Origin of the sequence: Rathayibacter sp. VKM Ac-2803, assembly GCF_009807175.1 — a bacterium.
Classification (GTDB): Bacteria; Actinomycetota; Actinomycetes; order Actinomycetales; family Microbacteriaceae; genus Rathayibacter.
In genome coordinates, this window is record NZ_WUCD01000001.1 from 778,207 (window position 1) to 794,796 (window position 16,590).

Here is a 16,590-nt window from a genome sequence, read left to right on the forward strand (position 1 = left end):
CGTCGACGATCAGCCGGGCGGCGGATTGCACTTCCCGTGTCGGTGGTCGATGGTTGTCTTGCGCCGTCCCCGAACGGCCCGTCCTCCCGCGCCGCTCGACCCGCACCACCGGTCCCTGTCGTCCCGTGCGAGCCGCTCCTCGGCTGCCCCCTCCCCGCTCCGCTCCTGTCCGGAGGACCCATGATCCTGCTCCGTCTCGCGTCCTCGTACGCGAAGCCCTACACCCGCTGGGTGGTCGCGGTCGTCGTGCTGCAGCTCGTCTCGACGCTGGCCGCGCTCTACCTGCCGAGCCTCAACGCCGAGATCATCGACCAGGGCATCGGCCGGGGCGACACCGACTTCATCTGGGCGACCGGCGCGACCATGCTCGGCGTCTGCCTCGTGCAGGTCGTCACCGCGATCGGAGGCGTCTACTTCGGCGCCCGCACCGCCATGGCCGTCGGCCGCGACCTGCGCCGCGACGTCTACCGCCGCGTCGACTCGCTCAGCGGCCTCGAGGTGGGCGGGTTCGGCACGGCCACCCTCATCACCCGCGGCACCAACGACGTCCAGCAGGTGCAGATGCTCGTGCTGATGACACTCAACTTCATGGTGTCCGCGCCGATCATGTGCGTCGGAGGAATCATCTTCGCCCTGCGCGAGGACGCCGGCCTCTCGTGGCTGGTCTGGGTCTCGGTCCCGCTGCTGTTCGTCGTGGTCGGCGTCCTGGTCTTCCTCCTGCTGCCGCTGTTCCGCCTCATGCAGGACCGCATCGACGGCATCAACAGCGTCCTGCGCGAGCAGATCACCGGCATCCGCGTCGTCCGGGCGTTCGTCCGCGAGCCCTTCGAGTCCGAGCGCTACCGCCGCGCCAACGCGGCCATCACCGAGGTGTCGATCAAGGTCGGCAACATCTTCGTGCTGATGTTCCCGGCGATCATGATGATCCTGCACCTCGCCACCGCGGCCGTGCTCTGGTTCGGCGGCCAGCGGGTCGAGGCCGGTCAGATGCAGATCGGGTCGCTGACGGCCTTCCTGCAGTACCTCCTGCAGATCCTCACGGCGGTGATGATGGGCGTCTTCATGGTGATGATGATCCCGCGCGCGGTGGTCTGCGCCGAGCGCATCAAGGAGGTCCTCGACGCGCGCACCAGCCTGACGACCCCGGCCGGAGGCGTGGCGACGCCGACCACCGGTCGCGTCGAGTTCTCGGGCGTCACCTTCGGCTACCCGGGCGCCGAGCGGCCCGTGCTCTCGGGCGTCGACCTGGTGGCCGAGCCCGGCCGCACGACCGCCATCGTCGGGTCGACGGGAGCCGGCAAGACCACCCTGCTCGGCCTCGTGCCGCGCCTGTTCGACCCGCAGCAGGGCTCGGTCGGCATCGACGGCGTCCCCGTCTCCTCCCTCGACCGCGCCCAGCTCGCGCGGGTGATCGGGCTCGTGCCCCAGCGGCCCTACCTCTTCTCGGGCACCATCGCCTCCAACCTCCGCTTCGGGCGGCCCGACGCGACCGACGCCGAGCTGTGGGAGGCGCTGCGCATCGCCCAGGGCGAGGACTTCGTCCGGGCCAAGGAGCGCGGGCTCGACGAGCCCGTCTCGCAGGGCGGCACCAACGTCTCGGGCGGGCAGCGGCAGCGGCTCTGCATCGCGCGGGCGCTCGTCGCCCGGCCGAAGGTGTTCCTCTTCGACGACTCGTTCTCGGCGCTCGACGTCGCGACCGACGCGCGGCTGCGCGAGTCCCTCGCCGACGCCACCACCGACGCGACGGTGATCATCGTCGCCCAGCGGGTCTCGACCATCCGGCACGCCGACAGCATCGTCGTCCTCGACGCCGGCCGCATCGTCGGCCGCGGCACGCACGACGAGCTCCTCGAGACGAACGCGACCTACCGCGAGATCGTCGAATCCCAGCTGAGCGTGGAAGGGGTGGCCTGAGATGGCACGCGTACGCGACACCGTCGACGAGAAGCCCGCCGAGCAGGAGTCCCTCGAGCCCGAGTTCGAGCCCGGCGAGGGTGACGGCGGGATGTTCGGCGACGGCCCGCCCGCCCGCAAGGCCCAGCACTTCTGGCCGTCCGCCAAGCGGCTCTTCAGCCTCCTCGGCCCCGAGCGGGCGCGGATGATCGTCGTGGTCGCCCTGGTGTCGGCCTCGGTCGTCCTCACCGTCATCGCCCCGAAGATCCTCGGGCAGGCGATGGACACCATCTTCAACGGCGTCATCGGCGCGCAGCTCCCCGCCGGAGTCCCGCTCGAGCAGATCATCGAGCAGCAGAGGGCGTCGGGCAACGGCACCTTCGCCGACATGCTCTCCAAGACCGACATCGTCCCCGGTCAGGGCATCGACTTCGTCGTACTCGGGCGCCTGATCATCATCGTGCTGCTGATGTACGTCGTGGCCTCCGTGCTGATGTGGGCGCAGGGGTTCATCCTCAACGGGCTGGTGATGCGCGTCGTCTACGGGCTCCGCCAGGACATCGAGGCCAAGCTCAACCGGCTCCCGCTGCGCTACTTCGACACCCGCCAGCGCGGCGACGTGATGTCGCGCGTCACCAACGACGTCGACAACATCCAGACCGCCCTGCAGCAGGCGTTCTCGCAGCTCGTGCAGTCCGTCCTCACCATCATCGGCATCGCGGCGATGATGTTCATCGTCTCGTGGCAGCTCGCGCTGATCGCGCTGATCTCGATCCCGCTCTCGGGTGTCATCGCCGGCGTCATCGGCGCCCGCTCGCAGAAGCTCTTCGCGGCGCAGTGGAAGAACACCGGAGCGCTCAACGGCCACATCGAGGAGACCTTCTCGGGCCTCGAGATCGTCCGCGCCTTCGGCCGCGACCGCGAGATGCTCGAGGAGTTCGACCGCCGCAACGACAGCCTCTACAGCGCCTCGTTCGGCGCGCAGTTCGTCTCGGGCATGATCATGCCCGCGATGACCTTCGTGTCCTACCTCTCCTACGTGCTGATCGCGGTCGTCGGCGGCCTGCGCGTCGCCTCCGGCCAGCTGACGCTCGGCGATGCGACCGCCTTCATCCAGTACTCCCGCGAGTTCACCCAGCCCGTCACCCAGCTCGCCAGCATGGCCAACATGCTGCAGTCGGGCGTGGCCTCGGCCGAGCGCACCTTCGAGCTGCTCGACGCCGACGAGCAGGACCCCGAGACCGCCACGGAGTCGCTGCCCGAGCGCACCGACGGCCACGTGGAGTTCGAGGACGTCTCGTTCTCGTACGACCCCGAGCAGCCCCTCATCGAGGGCCTCACCTTCTCGGCGCAGCCCGGGCAGACGGTCGCGATCGTCGGCCCGACGGGCGCCGGCAAGACCACGCTGGTCAACCTGGTGATGCGCTTCTACGAGCTCACCGGCGGCCGCATCCTCCTCGACGGAGTGGACATCACGCGGCTCGCCCGCGGCGACCTGCGCTCGCGCGTGGGCATGGTGCTGCAGGACGCCTGGCTCTTCCAGGGCACGATCCGCGAGAACATCCGCTACGGCCGCCTCGACGCCACCGACGACGAGATCGCCGACGCCGCGCGCGCCACGATGGTCGACCGCTTCGTGCAGCAGCTGCCCGAGGGCTACGACACCGTCCTCGACGCCGACGGCGGCAGCGTGTCGGCCGGAGAGCGCCAGCTGATCACGATCGCCCGCGCCTTCCTGGCCAACCCGTCGCTGCTGATCCTCGACGAGGCGACCTCGTCGGTCGACACCCGCACCGAGCTGCTCGTCCAGCACGCGATGAACGCCCTGCGCACCGACCGCACCTCGTTCGTCATCGCGCACCGCCTCTCGACGATCCGCGACGCCGACACGATCCTCGTGATGGAGTCGGGCCGCATCGTCGAGCAGGGCGCGCACGAGGCGCTGCTCGAGCGCCGGGGCGCCTACTACGACCTCTACATGACGCAGTTCCGCGGCGGAGGCGACGAGGCCGGCGCTCCGGCTGCAGCGGCGGGGCTCCCGGGCGGCGCCGAGAAGGCAGCGGCCGCCCTCCCGGGCGGCGGGGGGAACGCACCCTAGAGTGGACGCGTGAACGACGCACGCCAGAAGCTCATCGAGTACATCGGCTCCGACGCCGTCTTCCACGGGGACTTCACCCTCACGAGCGGCAAGAAGGCGAGCTACTACGTCGATCTGCGGCGCGTCAGCCTCGACCACCGGGTCGCTCCGCTGATCGGCCAGGTCATGCTCGACCTCATCGCGCCGATCGAGCGCGTCGACGCCGTCGGCGGCCTCACCATGGGCGCCGACCCGATCGCCTCCGCGATCCTGCACCAGGGAGTCGCGCGCGGCCTCTCGTACGACGCCTTCGTCGTGCGCAAGGAGCCGAAGGACCACGGCCGCGGCCGCCAGGTCGAGGGCCCCGACCTCGCGGGCAAGCGCGTCGTGGTCGTCGAGGACACCTCCACCACCGGCGGCTCGCCGCTCGCCGCCATCGAGGCGCTCCTGAAGGTCGGCGCCGAGATCGCCGGAGTCGCGGTCGTCGTCGACCGCGCGACCGGAGCGCGCGAGATCATCGAGGGCGCCGGCTACCCCTACTTCGCCGCGATCGGGCTGGCCGACCTCGGCCTGAGCTGATGGTCGACGAGCGCGGTCGCGAGGGCGACGAGTCGGGGAGAGCGGACCGCCCGAAGGACTCCGAGCGCCCGACGGGCGGGAGCGACTGGCTCCTGCAGCAGCTGAGCGACGGGCGTCTGAAGAGCATCTTCGACGCACCCCGACAGCGGCCGACCCAGCCGATCAGCCCGCCCGCCGACGACTCGGGCGACGAGAGCTCGGTGGCGCCGGGGTCCGATGGCTCGTCGAGCGCGACCTCGGAGGTCTCACGGACCGAGGCGTCCGAGCCGAGCGCCGAGGTGACCGTGGACGGCGAGGGAGCCGCTCCGAGCGATGCCGACGGCCCCGCCGAGGAGGCGCCCGCCGCGACCGGAGCGCGGCCCGTCGCCTCCGCCGTCTGGCCGGCCGAGCCGCTCCGTGTCGATCCTCCGCAGGCCGCGCCGCACGCCGCGGATGCCGACTCCGCCGACGAGGCACCCGCGGCCGCCGCGCCCGTGGTCCCTGCCACCGACGACTCCGCAGCGGCGCCCGTCGCCGGCGCTTCCGCGCCGCGGCCGGAGAGCTCGACCACCGACGGCCGTTCGGAGTGGACACCGGCGGAGCGGGCCCCGATCGAGCCCGAGCCGGTGGCGCCCGAACCCGTCGCACCTGAGCCCACGGCTCCCGAGCCCGCGGCTCCTGAGCCCACGGCTCCCGAGCCGGTGGCGCCCGGGCCGGTCACGCCTGAGCCCGTGGTCTCCGAGCCGACGACGCCGCCGCAGGCCGAGGAGCGCTCCCCGTCGGCTCCCGACGAGCAGTCGCCCGCGGTGCCGTCTGCGCGCCCCGATGCGCGCCGAGACCAGCAGGCCCCCACCTCCGCACCTCCCGCGCAGCCGCTGCCCGTCGCCGAGCCGCCGCGCGACCTGCCGACCGCACCCCCGCGCCTCCGGGCCGAGGCGCGCCGACGCGACGACCGCCCGCAGGGCGCCACTCCGCCCGCACCGCGCGATCCGGCGGAGTCGGACGCCGTCGCCTCCGACGCCGTCTACCACTGGCCCGACCCTCGCGGCGGCTGGGACGCGCCTCCCGTCTGGGAGGAGGTCGTCGCTCCCCGTGAGGAGCCCGACGACGACGGCGGAGACGAGGAGCTCTGGCGCGAGACCGCCGGCGCCTACGCCTGGAACCTCGAGCCGACCGCCGAGGACGACGAGCAGCGCGCCGACGGGGCCGCCGCCTCGGAGCCCGACGCCGCCCCGACGTCGTCGGACGCGCCCTTCCGCACGGCGCCCGCCTCCGATCACGTGAACGCGTCCGGCGCGAAGGAGCCGCGGAGCTGGGGACTGCGCTCCGACAGGACGCGCACCCCGAAGGAGCCGATCGCCCCGACGGAGCCGCGCACCCCCCGTGAGCCGCGCCCCGCGAAGGGGCCTCGCGCCGCGAAGGAGCCTCGCCCCCCGAAGGAGCCGCGCGCCCCGAAGGCGCCGCGTGCCGTGAAGGAGCCGCGTCCTCCGCGCACCGCCCCCGCGGCGAGCATCTCGTCCCTGTCGCCCGAGCGCGCGGCGGGCCGCCGCCGCCTCCTGATCGGCCTGATCGCGGTCGGCGTGATCATCGTCCTCGCCGCGCTGGTCGCCCTGGGCATCGCCGTCGGCTCGGCCGGCGAGCGCTCCGACGGAGCCGCGGCGCCCGTCTCCGCCGCGACCGATCCCGCCTCCGAGACCCCCGCGGCCGAGCCTTCTGCCGCTCCGACTGCCGAGCTCCCGACCGTCGGGCCCCTGCCGGCGGGCACTTGGTCGTGGAACGCCCTCCTCGGCGGCGAGTGCCTGCAGCCCTTCGACTCGGTCTGGGCCGAGGAGTTCACCGTCGTCGACTGCACCGCGGCCCACTCGGCCGAGATGGTCGACACCGGGCAGCTGACCGACGCCGCCTTCCCCGGGCAGGAGGGACTCGCCGTCTCGGTCGCCTCGATCTGCCAGGCCGAGGGAGTGGTCGACGTGACCGGCGCCGAGGCGTACGGCGACGTCCAGGTGTCGGGCGCCTTCCCCGTCACCCAGGAGCAGTGGGACGCCGGAGAGCGCAGCTACTACTGCTTCGTCGATCGCGCCGGCGGCGGCGAGCTCATCGGAACGCTCGACGGGACCCCCTCCGCCTGATCGCGCAGCCCCTGACCGGGCGGCCCCGTGCCGCACGGCTTGTAGGGTTGCCGTTCGTGGACGAGGACAGCGCACCGATCGAGGCCGCCGGGCCCTCCGCCTCCGTCGAGGCGACGACGAACGGCGTCGGCCCCTGGCGCGGCGAGTGGCCGAGCGACGAGCGGCTCGACCCCGAGCTGCTCGCGAACGGCGACTCGCGCAACGTCGTCGACCGCTTCCGCTACTGGCGGATGGAGGCGATCGTCGCCGAGCTCGACCGCACCCGGCACCCGTTCCACGTGGCCATCGAGAACTGGCAGCACGACATGAACATCGGCTCGATCGTCCGCAGCGCCAACGCGTTCGGGGCCGAGAGCGTGCACATCGTCGGCCGCCGCCGCTGGAACAAGCGCGGTGCCATGGTGACCGACCGCTACCAGCACGTGCAGCACCACGAGACGGTGGCCGAGCTCGCGCAGTGGGCGGCGGAGGCGGCGGTGCCGCTGATCGCGATCGACAACGTCCCGGGGTGCGTGCCCCTCGAGACCTACGCGCTGCCCGAGCGGTGCCTGCTGCTGTTCGGCCAGGAGGGGCCGGGGCTGTCGCCGGAGGCGCTCGCCGCGTCCGACGCCGTCCTCGAGATCTCGCAGTTCGGCTCGACCCGCTCGATCAACGCGTCGGCCGCGGCCGCCGTCGCCATGCACGCCTGGGTGCTGCAGCACGTCCGCTTCGCGCCCTGACCCCAGGGGGCCCCGACGCCGGGGGAACCCCGGCCCGTCGAGGGAGCCCGCTCTCCGAGGCGGCCTCGACGGTCCGGGGTTCCCTCACCGGCTTTCAGCAGGTGGGCTCAGACGACCTCGTCCGGCGGGAACTCCGACTCGAGCGGCTCCGCCGAGAGCATCTCGTGCACACCGCTGAGCACCTCGTCGGGGCGGAACGGGTAGCGCTCCATCTCGGCGCGATCGCTGATGCCCGTCAGCACCAGGACCGTGTGCAGGCCGGCCTCGATGCCCGCGATGATGTCGGTGTCCATCCGGTCGCCGATCATGCCGGTGTTCTCGCTGTGCGCGCCGATCTTGTTCATCGCGGAGCGGAACATCATCGGGTTCGGCTTGCCGACGACGTACGGATCCTTGCCCGTCGCCTTGGTGATCAGCGCGGCGATCGCCCCGGTCGCGGGCATCACGCCCTCGGCGCTCGGACCGGTCGCATCCGGGTTCGTCACGATGAAGCGAGCGCCGTTGACGATGAGGCGGATCGCCTTCGTGATCGCCTCGAAGCTGTAGTTGCGGGTCTCGCCGACGACGACGTAGTCGGGCGCCGTCTCGGTCATGATGAAGCCGGCCTCGTGCAGAGCCGTCGTGATGCCCGCCTCGCCGATGACGAAGGCGCTGCCGCCCGGGATCTGCGACGCGCAGAAGTCGGCCGTCGCGAGCGCGCTCGTCCAGATCCGCTCCTCCGGGACGTGCAGCCCCGACGCCCGCAGCCGCGCCGCGAGATCACGCGGAGTGAAGATCGAGTTGTTGGTGAGCACCAGGAACGGGACTCCCGACTCCGTCCACTCCTGGATCAGCTCGGGCGCACCGGGGAGCGCCTTGTTCTCGTGCACCAGCACGCCGTCCATGTCGGTGAGCCAGCACTCGACATCCTTGCGATCAGTCGCCATGGGATCGATGCTATCCGCGCCCGCTCACCTCGACCCCTCCCGGCGGCTCCCCGGGACGGCACAGGAGGAGCGGGATAGCCTGGGGGCATGAGTGGCGAGAACCTGCTGGGCCCCGAACCGACCCTCCTCCCGGACGAGCCCGCGGTGACCGCGGCGCTCGCCAAGCACGCGAGCCCCGGAGCCGTCGAGTTCGCCGCGCTCGCCGCGGCCCACCCGCGCTCCCCCCTCGCCTGGGCACTGCTCGCCGACAGCGTCTGGGGCATCGACGCCGCGCTGCCGTCCTACGCCTACGCGCGCGTCGGCTACCACCGCGGCCTCGACCTGCTCCGCACCGCCGGCTGGCGGGGCCAGGGCCCGATCCCCTGGCGCCACGGACCCAACCGCGGATTCCTCCTCGCCCTCTACGCCCTCCGCCGTGCCGCCGAATCGATCGGCGAGACCGACGAGGTCGACCGCCTCACCGGCTTCCTCGACCAGGCCGACCCCCGCGCGATCCCCGAGATCGAGCGGTACCACGAGGATGCGCTTCCCCCCACCGCCGCCATAGTCATCCTCGGGGCTGATTAGCCTCCGGTCACGGCGCTCGCGGCGTTGTCGTCGGGCGTCGTAGCTCCGCTACGACTTCCTCCTCCGCCTTGCGATCACCGCAACCGGAGGCTAATCAGCACTCCTGCAGGGGTGAAGGGGCCGTGCCTTCGGCACGAGCGGTCAGCAGCCGCGCTTTCAGCGCGAGCCGGTGTCAGAGGGCCGCGCTTTCAGCGCGAGCTGGTGTGAGCGAGCCGCGCTTTCAGCGCGAGCTGGTGTCAGAGGGCCGCGCTTTCAGCGCGAGCTGGTGTCAGAGGGCCGCGCCTTGGGCGCGAGCAAGCGTCAGAGGGTCGCGCCTTCGGCGCGAGCTGGTGTCGGAGGGCCGCGCCTTCGGCGCGAGCGGGTGTGGGGTGCGGCGTCGGCGTCGGGCGGGTTCTGGCCGCACGACTGAGGCTGAGGCGGCGGAACCTCCGGGAATCGGGGGGATCGGGCGGCTCAGCCTTTGTTGTGCGGGCGAAGGGGGTCAGCCTGCGGTTGAGAGGGGACGAGTGCGCAGGGCGAGGGCGGTCGCGAGGGCCAGGAGGGCGCCGAGGGCGGCGGCGGAGGCGGTGACGGTGAAGCCGGACTGGGGGCCGGCGGACTCGACGGCGAGGCCGCTCAGGGCGGAACCGGCGGTGACGCCGAGGGCGAGGCCGGTGGGGGGCCAGGCGAGAGCCTCGGTCAGGCGGCGGCGCGGCGAGATCGTCTCGACGAGGCTCGAACCGGTGATGAGGAGCGGCGACGTCGCGAGGCCCGCGACGAAGGCCAGGACGGCGAGGACGGGCAGCGAGCCGGCCAGCAGCAGGACCGGGACGACGACTCCGAAGACGAGGCCCGCGACGATGAAGCGGGAGCGCGGGGTGCCGGGCAGGTGCGCGGCTCCGACGACGACACCGGTCAGCACGCTGCCGATGCTGTAGGCCGACAGCAGGAGGCCCGACGCGGCCTCGGCGCCCGCCGCCTCCGCCGTCGCGATCGCGGCGACGTTGAACGAGCCGAACACGCCGCCGATCGCGGCGAACACCGCGACGATGCCGGCCAGCGCGAGGGGGAGGCGGACCCGTTCCCGCGTGCGATTGGCGGGCGCGGTCGCGAGCGGCGGCTGCGTGCCGACCTGTGCGAGCAGCGCGACGCCTCCGACGACCCCGATGCCGAGGCCGACGACGACGCCGGCGGCCGGGTGCACCAGGGTGGCGAGCAGGGTCACGACCGGCGGCGCGACGACGAAGGCCGCCTCGTCGGCGACGGACTCGACCGAGTAGGCCGTGTGGCGAAGGCCCGGGTCGGAGGTCGCGGCGCTCCAGCGCGAGCGGACGGCGGAGCCGATGTCGATGACCGAGACGCCGGCGACGACGGCGAGCGCGAACCAGGTCCAGACCGGCGCGCCGAGCAGCACGGCGGCGACGAGTCCGAGGGAGGCGGCGACCAGCAGCGGGAGCGACAGGGCGAGCGCACGGCGCTGGCCCCAGCGGTCCATCACCCTCGACCAGAGCGGGCCGGCCGCCGCGAGCGAGAGCGTCAGCGTGCCCGAGACGGCGCCGCCCAGGGCGTAGCTGCCCGAGACGTTCGTCACCATGACCAGCACGCCGATCGCGAGGCTGCCCTTGGGGAACCGGCCGATCCAGCCGGAGGAGGAGAACGCGAGCGAGCCGGGGATCGCGAACGCCTGCGCGTAGCGACCGGTCGCCCGACGCAGAGCCGAGGGGCGGCCGGGAGAGGTGCTGCGAGCTGTGCGCGGAGGAGCCTGGGGGTCTGACATCGTCGGGTCCGATTCCTGGCCGGCCGAAAGCGGAGGACGCTCCACTGGCTGCTCGGACGACCCGACGAGTCTACCGACCGCTCCGGAATCGGCCGCGGCCAGCAGAATGGGGCGATGGACCCCCTGGAGACCCTCCTGAACGAGCTGCCCGGTGCCGAGGCGAGCCACCCCTTCGGTCCGGAGATCCTGGTCTGGAAGGTCGGCGGCAAGGTGTTCGCGCTCCAGTCGGAGCGCTTCGGCCGGCCCGTCGTGAGCGTGAAGGCGCTGCCCGAGAACGTGGTGCATCTGGTGGCAGGGGTCGACGGGGTCGAGCCCGGCTACCACCTCGACAAGCGGCACTGGGTGACCGTGGACTGCGGCGGGCGGGTCGACGAGGGCCTGCTCCTCGAGCTGGTGACCGAATCGCACGCCATCATCGTCGCGAAGCTGCCGAAGCGCCTCCGCCTGACCCTCGACGGGACGGCGAGCGGCTCGCTCGACGACGACGGCTGAGGCGTATTGCGGCGTGTGACGGGTGCAGGTGCACCCGCGCAGGCGCGCGCCTAGCGTGGCTGCGACGAACACCCCCGACGAGAGGTCCCGCGATGTCCACCCGCACCCGCCTGCAGACCACGGTCGAGACCGCCTGCGAGCGCGGCGGGATGTGCGTGCACGACCGCGCCGGCCACGGACTCGGCGCGCTGCAGCTCAGGCTGGCGCGCGCGACTCCGAGCGGCTGGACGGATGCGCTGGTCGCCTCCGTCGACGAGGACGGCTGGATCGACCTCGTCGGCTGGGAGTCGGGTGCGACGATCCGGGTCTGGCACCACGCGGAGGCGGCGCTCGCCGCGGGCGCGCCCGTCTCGCTGCACGAGCGCTACGGAGTGCTCGCGGCAGGAGATCAGCTGATCAGCGTCGCGCGCTGAGAGTCAGATTCCGATCAGGCGCTGGCCATCGAGGCGAGCATCGCCTCGCAGGCCTTCATGCAGTCCTCGCAGGCCATCGCGCTGAGGCGGCAGGTCTCGCTCATCTCGGCGTGACTCGAGCACTCCTCCATGCAGGCACGGCACATCGCGATGCACGCCTCGAGCATCGGGCGCATCGTCATCGCGTCCATGCTCATCGGACGCATCATCATCCGCATCATGGTGGTGCACATGTCGGCGCAGCTCGCGCACATCGAGGCGCAGCGGCCCATGCCCTCCATGCCGGCCATCGCATCGGAGCACATCGTGCACGCCTGCATGCAGGCCGAGCACGCGTCGATGCAGGCCTGCATCGCCGTCATGTCCATCGTCGCGCTGCCCGTCATCGGCATCGTCTTCATCATGTCGTCCATCGTGCCCATGTCGCTTCTCCGTCGTGCTCGAGGTGGAGCGGACGTCGCGTGGGCATCCGCGGGTGGATGCCTCCGATGCTAGAGCGGTGCCCGCCCGCAGTCACCTGCGTCGTGGCCCTGATACGCGAAACGGTCGAGACGGCCTGCCGGAGCGGGCGGTCTCGACCGTCTCGGCGGGTCAGATGCCGTAGGAGCGGAGGTAGGCGGCGGTGTCGTGCCAGCCCTCGACCGCGAAGCACTCGACGCCCATCGCCTTGACGGGGTAGTCGTTGCCGTCGGGGTCGAGGCGGTCGCCGACGAAGATCATCTCGTCGAGGGGGATGCCGGTGAGCTCGGTCAGCTTGTTCATCCCGTAGGCCTTGTCGATGCCCTTGCGGGTGATGTCGACCGAGGTGGAGCCGCCGGAGCGCACCTCGAGATCGGGCAGCACGGCCTGGACGGCCTCGCGCAGGGTGTTCTTCTTGACGCCGTCCGGGTCCCACGCCTGCTTGACGGGCACGGGCGCGGCCTGGCCGAGCGCCGAGAAGGTGATCTGGGAGTCGCGGTCCTCGAGGATCGGGCCCCAGGTCTCGGACTCCCAGTAGCCGAGCTCCTTCGCCTTCTCCTCGACGGCCGCGAGCGCGCGGGCCTTCTCGTCGTCGGTGAGGTTCTCGGCGTAGATCTGCTTCCACTCGCCGTTGTCGTAGCGGTAGTACTGGGTGCCGCAGGTCGGCATCAGGTGGAGCCTGGCGAGGACCGCGGGGTCGGCGTCGCCGAGGCGGTCGAGGACCTGCATCCGGAACTGCGCGATCTGCCCGCCGGAGATGATGCAGACCTCGGTGGCCCGGAGCAGCCGCACGAAGAGGTCGGCCATCTCGGGGTCGATCGGGGACTTCGAGGCGGCGAGGGTGTCGTCGAGGTCGAAGGCCATCAGGCGGGGCAGGGTGGTCATGGGTCTCGATTCGCGGTCTGCGGACGGGGCGGTATCGAGGATACGGGGCGGCGCCGCACCGCGCGTCCGGGCGCGAGCGGGCCGTCGGGAGCGCGCCGCGAGCGCAGACTGGAGCGATGACCGACCGCACCTCCCCCGCAGGCGGACGCCGCTCCGTCCCGCGCACGATCGCCCGGATCCTCCTGGGCGTCGTCCTCGTGATGGCCGGCGTCGGTCACCTGAGCTTCGCCCGGCAGTCCTTCCAGGCGCAGGTGCCGCCGTGGCTGCCGCTCGATCCCGACTTCGTGGTCGTCGCGTCGGGGGTGGTCGAGATCGCGCTCGGGCTCTCGCTCGTGCTCCTGGCGCGGTGGCGGGTGGTCGTCGGAGTCGTGGTCGCCGCGTTCTTCGTCGCGGTGTTCCCGGGGAACATCTCGCAGCTGGTGACGCGCACGCCGGCCTTCGGTCTCGAGACGGACGCGGCGCGCGCGATCCGGCTGGTCTTCCAGCCGCTGCTCGTGGTGTGGGCGCTCTGGTCGACGGGCGCGTTCTCGGCCTGGCGGGAGCGGCGGCGCCGAGCCCGGGGCTGAGCGCCCGATCCGGGCACCTCCGGCTCGCAGAACGACGTTCGGCTCCCAGGATCCGGCCGATTCGACGAGCCGAATCTCGTTCGACGAGCCGAGCGAGGGTTCCCGGGCCTGGTCTGGGCACCTCCGGCTCGTGAAAACCGGTTCGGCTCGCGAAAATCGTCGGTTTCGACGAGCCGAACCGTGTTCCACGAGCCGAAGCCGGTTCCACGCGCCGAGGGGTCCGACGAGCCGGAGCGGCGCACCGCAGTTCCGCGCTCAGCTCCCCGCGGACTCCCGCGCCAGATAGGCCGCCTCGGTGCGGGTCGCCGCGCCGAGCTTGCGGAGGATGTTCGACACGTGCACGCTCGCCGTCTTCACGCTGATGAAGAGCTCGTCGGCGATCGCGCGGTTGCCGAGCCCCTGCGCCACCAGCGCGAGGACCTGGCGCTCGCGGTCGGTGAGCGGGGAGATGCCGTGCGGAGCGATCGCTCCCGGGACCTCGCCACGGCCGAGCCGGCGCTCGAACCGGCTCACCGCGTCGACGAGGAGCCCGAGCCCCGCGTTCTCGGCGACGGCGCAGGCCGCACGCGCCTCCCGCTCAGCCTCCTCGCGCCGCCCGACCGCGGCGAGGGCCTCGGCGAGGCGGAGCCGCGAGTAGGGCAGCAGGTGCACCAGCGCGGTCGGCACCTCGTTGGCCGCGGCGGCGGCAGCCCACGCCGCGGGGTCGTCGCCCGTCCGGGAGGCGCCGCCGAGCTCGGCCTCGATCACCGCGACGAACGCGGGCGCGGTCGGCCACGCGGAGGCGGTGGCGAGGATCGCGCGCACGCGCGCGTCCGCGTCGACGGGGCGGCCCTCGCGGTCGAGGAGCGCCAGCCCCTCGCGCCGAGCCGTGGCCACGATGCGGGCCACGACCACGAGCAGGAGGAGATCGGCGGAGGGGAGCGGACGGTGCTCGGGACCGATCGCGTCGCGGACCTCGGCCCAGGCGGCTCCGACGTCACCGGTCTCGAGCGCGATCGCGCCGGCCACCTTCGCGAGGCCGACGAGCGAGTGCCGCTCCGTGCGCAGCTGGCGACTGAGGGGCTGCCGCCACCGCGCGAGCAGGGTCGCCGCCTCCTGCGGATCTCCGCGCCAGAGCACGGTCCAGAGCTTCCGGCGCTGCAGGTGCGCGGCGAAGCCGAGCGGGGCGTCGAGCTCGAGCGCCCGGTCGAGGAGCTCCTCGGCGCGGCGCCACTCTCCGACCGAGGCGAGGGCGTCGGCCGCGTTCGCCATCAGCATCGCGCCGAGGGTGCGCGAGACCCCGTGGCGCCGGGCGTGCTCGGCGCCCTCCTCGGCCGCGGCGACCGCCTCGCGGAACCGGCCGACGAGCGAGAGGGCGTCGGACAGGTTGAGCCAGTAGCGCAGGCGGGCGGAGTCGTCATCGCCCGCGAGAGCCCCCGCGAGCTCGAGCTGAGCGAGGCCCTCCTCTACCCGGCCGAGCTCGACGAGCGCCGTGCCGCGGATGTTGACGGCCACGCTCCTCCGACCGTGCGACCCGACCGACTCGGCCTCCACCTCGGCCAGGTCGGCGACGGCGACGGCCTCGTCGAGATCGGCCTCGAGCATCAGCCGCGCGGCGAGCTCGCCGAGGATGCGGGCGCGCAGCACGCTCGGCTCCGCGGGACCGCCGAGGAGCGCGAGCGCCTCGCGCAGCAGGGCGACGGAGCCGACCTGCCCGAGGTTCGCGAGGTAGGACGCCTTGTCGCGCAGGAGCGTCGCGCGGCGCGGCGCGTCGAGCCCCTCGATCGCGAGCGCCTCGTCGACGAGCGCGATCGCCCGCTCGCTCTCGCCCGCGTCGCGGAAGTGGTGGGCGGTCGAGCCGAGGAGATCGGCGCGATCGCGCCCGTGCGCGTCGGCGGGCACCTGCTCCCACAGCTCGAGGGCGCGCTCGCCCATGCGCGCGGCGAGGGCGTGGGCGAAGGAGGCGCGGGCGTGCGCCATGGCGCGGAGCGAGGCGGCGAAGGCCCGCTCGGAGTCGTGCGCGGCCATCCAGTGGTACGAGATCTCGGAGGCGGCGGCCGGGCCCCTGGCCTCGAGCGCGTCGGCGTAGCAGGTGTGCGCGCGGACCCGCTCGCCGGGCAGCAGCTCGTCGTGGATGGCGTCGCGGACGAGGGCGTGCCGGAAGCTGTAGCTGCTGCCGTCGACGACCAGCACCCCGCCGGCGATCGCCTCGCGCGCGGCCGTCTCGACGGCCTCGGCATCGCCGTGGACCACGGTGATCAGGTCGTGCTCGACGCAGGTCCCGCCCGCCGAGAGCGTGCGCAGGATCTTCTGCGTGGGCTCGCTCAGCCCGTCGTAGCGGGCGAGGAGGACGTCGCGCAGCGACTCCGGGTAGCAGTCGGGCACCGTCGACGCCTCGGCGCGCGCAAACTCCTCGACGAAGAACGGCACCCCCTCGGTGCGCTCGACCACGAGGGCGAGGTCGCGCGGGGCGACCGCGGCACCGCGGAGGGAGGCGACCATGGCCTCGACATCGTGCCGGTCGAGCCGCGAGAGCTCGCGCCGCTGCACCCGGTCGCTCCGCTCGAGCTCGGGGAGCCAGGCCCGCAGTGGATCGCCGCGGCGCAGCTGATCGCTCCGGAAGGTGAGGACCACGAGGATCCGCCCGGCGGTCGCGACGCGCACCAGGAAGCGCAGGACCCCGATCGTCGCCGGGTCGACCCAGTGCAGATCCTCGACGACCAGCACGATCGGGCGGAGGCGCGACGCGGCCTCGAGCGCGACCGTGACGGCCTCGAGGACGGGCGGGGCGGCGGCGGCGGGCTCCCCGCTCGCGGGCAGCTCCGGCAGCAGGATGCGCAGCCCCTCGATCGAAGGACCCGCCAGCGCGGCGAGCTCGTCGGCGCCCAGGCTGCGCGCCAGCTCGCGCAGCGGTGCGGTGATCGGAGCGTAGGGAGGGGCGTCCCGGTCGAGATCGACGCACTGGCCGCGCAGCACGAGCGCCTCGCGCGGCAGCCGCTGCACGAACTCGGCCACGAGCCGGCTCTTGCCGATGCCCGCCTCGCCACCCACCACGACGGTGCGCGTGCCGTCGACGAGCATCCGCTCGTAGGCCCGACGCAGCGCCGCCAGGTCGTCGTCGCGGCCCACGAGGGCGGACGGCGCGAGCGGGAGGGGCATGGGCATCATGCT

14 protein-coding genes are annotated in these 16,590 nt (G+C 73.0%); 9 read left to right on the forward strand and 5 right to left on the reverse strand.

The window, feature by feature from the left end; all coding sequences use genetic code 11:
* The first annotated feature begins 180 nt into the window (after positions 1 to 180).
* The 5 genes from GRS96_RS03605 to GRS96_RS03625 are packed head-to-tail and all read left to right on the forward strand — an operon-like array spanning position 181 to position 7,376.
* Entirely contained in the window at positions 181 to 1,914 is a 1,734-nt protein-coding gene (locus GRS96_RS03605; RefSeq protein WP_159987743.1) for an ABC transporter ATP-binding protein, read from the forward strand.
* Position 1,915: 1 nt separating this feature from the next.
* The gene (locus tag GRS96_RS03610; protein ID WP_159855779.1) at positions 1,916 to 3,991 is read left to right on the forward strand and encodes an ABC transporter ATP-binding protein; all 2,076 of its coding nucleotides are present in this window, start codon (positions 1,916 to 1,918) and stop codon (positions 3,989 to 3,991) included.
* Positions 3,992 to 4,000: 9 nt separating this feature from the next.
* Positions 4,001 to 4,549 carry an orotate phosphoribosyltransferase gene (gene pyrE, locus GRS96_RS03615; RefSeq protein ID WP_159855777.1) on the forward strand — a complete coding sequence of 183 codons (549 nt, stop codon included), beginning with the start codon at positions 4,001 to 4,003 and terminating at the stop codon, positions 4,547 to 4,549.
* Positions 4,549 to 6,657, forward strand: a complete 2,109-nt coding sequence (locus GRS96_RS03620; RefSeq protein ID WP_159987744.1) for a septum formation family protein — start codon at positions 4,549 to 4,551, stop codon at positions 6,655 to 6,657. Before pyrE ends, GRS96_RS03620 begins: the two co-directional genes overlap by 1 nt.
* Positions 6,658 to 6,713: 56 nt before the next feature.
* Complete coding sequence (locus GRS96_RS03625) at positions 6,714 to 7,376, forward strand: TrmH family RNA methyltransferase (RefSeq protein ID WP_159987745.1); 663 nt, start codon at positions 6,714 to 6,716, stop codon at positions 7,374 to 7,376.
* 107 nt (positions 7,377 to 7,483) lie between these two features.
* Here the strand turns inward: GRS96_RS03625 and GRS96_RS03630 are convergent, their stop codons facing one another.
* Complete coding sequence (locus GRS96_RS03630; RefSeq protein ID WP_159855773.1) at positions 7,484 to 8,302, reverse strand: HAD-IIA family hydrolase; 819 nt, start codon at positions 8,300 to 8,302, stop codon at positions 7,484 to 7,486.
* Positions 8,303 to 8,389: 87 nt separating this feature from the next.
* On the opposite strand from GRS96_RS03630, the gene GRS96_RS03635 reads away from it, so the two are divergent.
* Positions 8,390 to 8,869 carry a DUF3151 domain-containing protein gene (locus GRS96_RS03635; RefSeq protein ID WP_159855771.1) on the forward strand — a complete coding sequence of 160 codons (480 nt, stop codon included), beginning with the start codon at positions 8,390 to 8,392 and terminating at the stop codon, positions 8,867 to 8,869.
* Positions 8,870 to 9,350: 481 nt separating this feature from the next.
* On the opposite strand, the gene GRS96_RS03640 is transcribed toward GRS96_RS03635, so the two are convergent.
* Complete coding sequence (locus GRS96_RS03640; RefSeq protein ID WP_159987746.1) at positions 9,351 to 10,625, reverse strand: MFS transporter; 1,275 nt, start codon at positions 10,623 to 10,625, stop codon at positions 9,351 to 9,353.
* Positions 10,626 to 10,739: 114 nt separating this feature from the next.
* Here GRS96_RS03640 and GRS96_RS03645 point away from each other — a divergent pair, with 114 nt between their 5' ends.
* Together GRS96_RS03645 and GRS96_RS03650 are read left to right on the forward strand one after the other, a co-directional pair.
* Entirely contained in the window at positions 10,740 to 11,117 is a 378-nt protein-coding gene (locus tag GRS96_RS03645) for an MmcQ/YjbR family DNA-binding protein (RefSeq protein ID WP_159855767.1), read from the forward strand.
* A 92-nt stretch (positions 11,118 to 11,209) separates the two neighbouring features.
* Positions 11,210 to 11,530 (forward strand): hypothetical protein, encoded by a 321-nt coding sequence (locus tag GRS96_RS03650; RefSeq protein ID WP_236553552.1) that lies wholly within the window; start codon positions 11,210 to 11,212, stop codon positions 11,528 to 11,530.
* A 14-nt stretch (positions 11,531 to 11,544) separates the two neighbouring features.
* Here the strand turns inward: GRS96_RS03650 and GRS96_RS03655 are convergent, their stop codons facing one another.
* Together GRS96_RS03655 and GRS96_RS03660 are read right to left on the reverse strand one after the other, a co-directional pair.
* Positions 11,545 to 11,952, reverse strand: coding sequence for a four-helix bundle copper-binding protein (locus tag GRS96_RS03655; protein ID WP_159987747.1), 408 nt, complete (start codon positions 11,950 to 11,952; stop codon positions 11,545 to 11,547).
* A 169-nt stretch (positions 11,953 to 12,121) separates the two neighbouring features.
* On the reverse strand, positions 12,122 to 12,874 hold the full coding sequence (locus GRS96_RS03660) for an HAD-IIB family hydrolase (protein ID WP_159855763.1): 753 nt from the start codon (positions 12,872 to 12,874) through the stop codon (positions 12,122 to 12,124).
* Positions 12,875 to 12,990: 116 nt separating this feature from the next.
* On the opposite strand from GRS96_RS03660, the gene GRS96_RS03665 reads away from it, so the two are divergent.
* Positions 12,991 to 13,440, forward strand: coding sequence for a DoxX family protein (locus GRS96_RS03665; RefSeq protein WP_159987748.1), 450 nt, complete (start codon positions 12,991 to 12,993; stop codon positions 13,438 to 13,440).
* A gap of 255 nt (positions 13,441 to 13,695) precedes the next feature.
* On the opposite strand, the gene GRS96_RS03670 is transcribed toward GRS96_RS03665, so the two are convergent.
* Positions 13,696 to 16,578 carry a helix-turn-helix transcriptional regulator gene (locus GRS96_RS03670; RefSeq protein ID WP_159987749.1) on the reverse strand — a complete coding sequence of 961 codons (2,883 nt, stop codon included), beginning with the start codon at positions 16,576 to 16,578 and terminating at the stop codon, positions 13,696 to 13,698.
* Between the last annotated feature and the right edge of the window lie 12 nt (positions 16,579 to 16,590).

Excerpts from the sequence above, each read along its gene's own strand:
- GRS96_RS03610 (WP_159855779.1), top strand. The coding sequence starts at position 1,916 with ATGGCACGCGTACGCGACACCGTCGACGAGAAGCCCGCCGAGCAGGAG.
- GRS96_RS03650 (WP_236553552.1), top strand. The coding sequence starts at position 11,210 with ATGTCCACCCGCACCCGCCTGCAGACCACGGTCGAGACCGCCTGCGAG.
- GRS96_RS03635 (WP_159855771.1), top strand. The coding sequence starts at position 8,390 with ATGAGTGGCGAGAACCTGCTGGGCCCCGAACCGACCCTCCTCCCGGAC.
- GRS96_RS03660 (WP_159855763.1), bottom strand. The coding sequence starts at position 12,874 with ATGACCACCCTGCCCCGCCTGATGGCCTTCGACCTCGACGACACCCTC.
- GRS96_RS03645 (WP_159855767.1), top strand. The coding sequence starts at position 10,740 with ATGGACCCCCTGGAGACCCTCCTGAACGAGCTGCCCGGTGCCGAGGCG.
- GRS96_RS03655 (WP_159987747.1), bottom strand. The coding sequence starts at position 11,952 with ATGGGCACGATGGACGACATGATGAAGACGATGCCGATGACGGGCAGC.
- GRS96_RS03630 (WP_159855773.1), bottom strand. The coding sequence starts at position 8,302 with ATGGCGACTGATCGCAAGGATGTCGAGTGCTGGCTCACCGACATGGAC.
- GRS96_RS03670 (WP_159987749.1), bottom strand. The coding sequence starts at position 16,578 with ATGCCCCTCCCGCTCGCGCCGTCCGCCCTCGTGGGCCGCGACGACGAC.
- GRS96_RS03640 (WP_159987746.1), bottom strand. The coding sequence starts at position 10,625 with ATGTCAGACCCCCAGGCTCCTCCGCGCACAGCTCGCAGCACCTCTCCC.
- GRS96_RS03605 (WP_159987743.1), top strand. The coding sequence starts at position 181 with ATGATCCTGCTCCGTCTCGCGTCCTCGTACGCGAAGCCCTACACCCGC.
- GRS96_RS03620 (WP_159987744.1), top strand. The coding sequence starts at position 4,549 with ATGGTCGACGAGCGCGGTCGCGAGGGCGACGAGTCGGGGAGAGCGGAC.
- GRS96_RS03665 (WP_159987748.1), top strand. The coding sequence starts at position 12,991 with ATGACCGACCGCACCTCCCCCGCAGGCGGACGCCGCTCCGTCCCGCGC.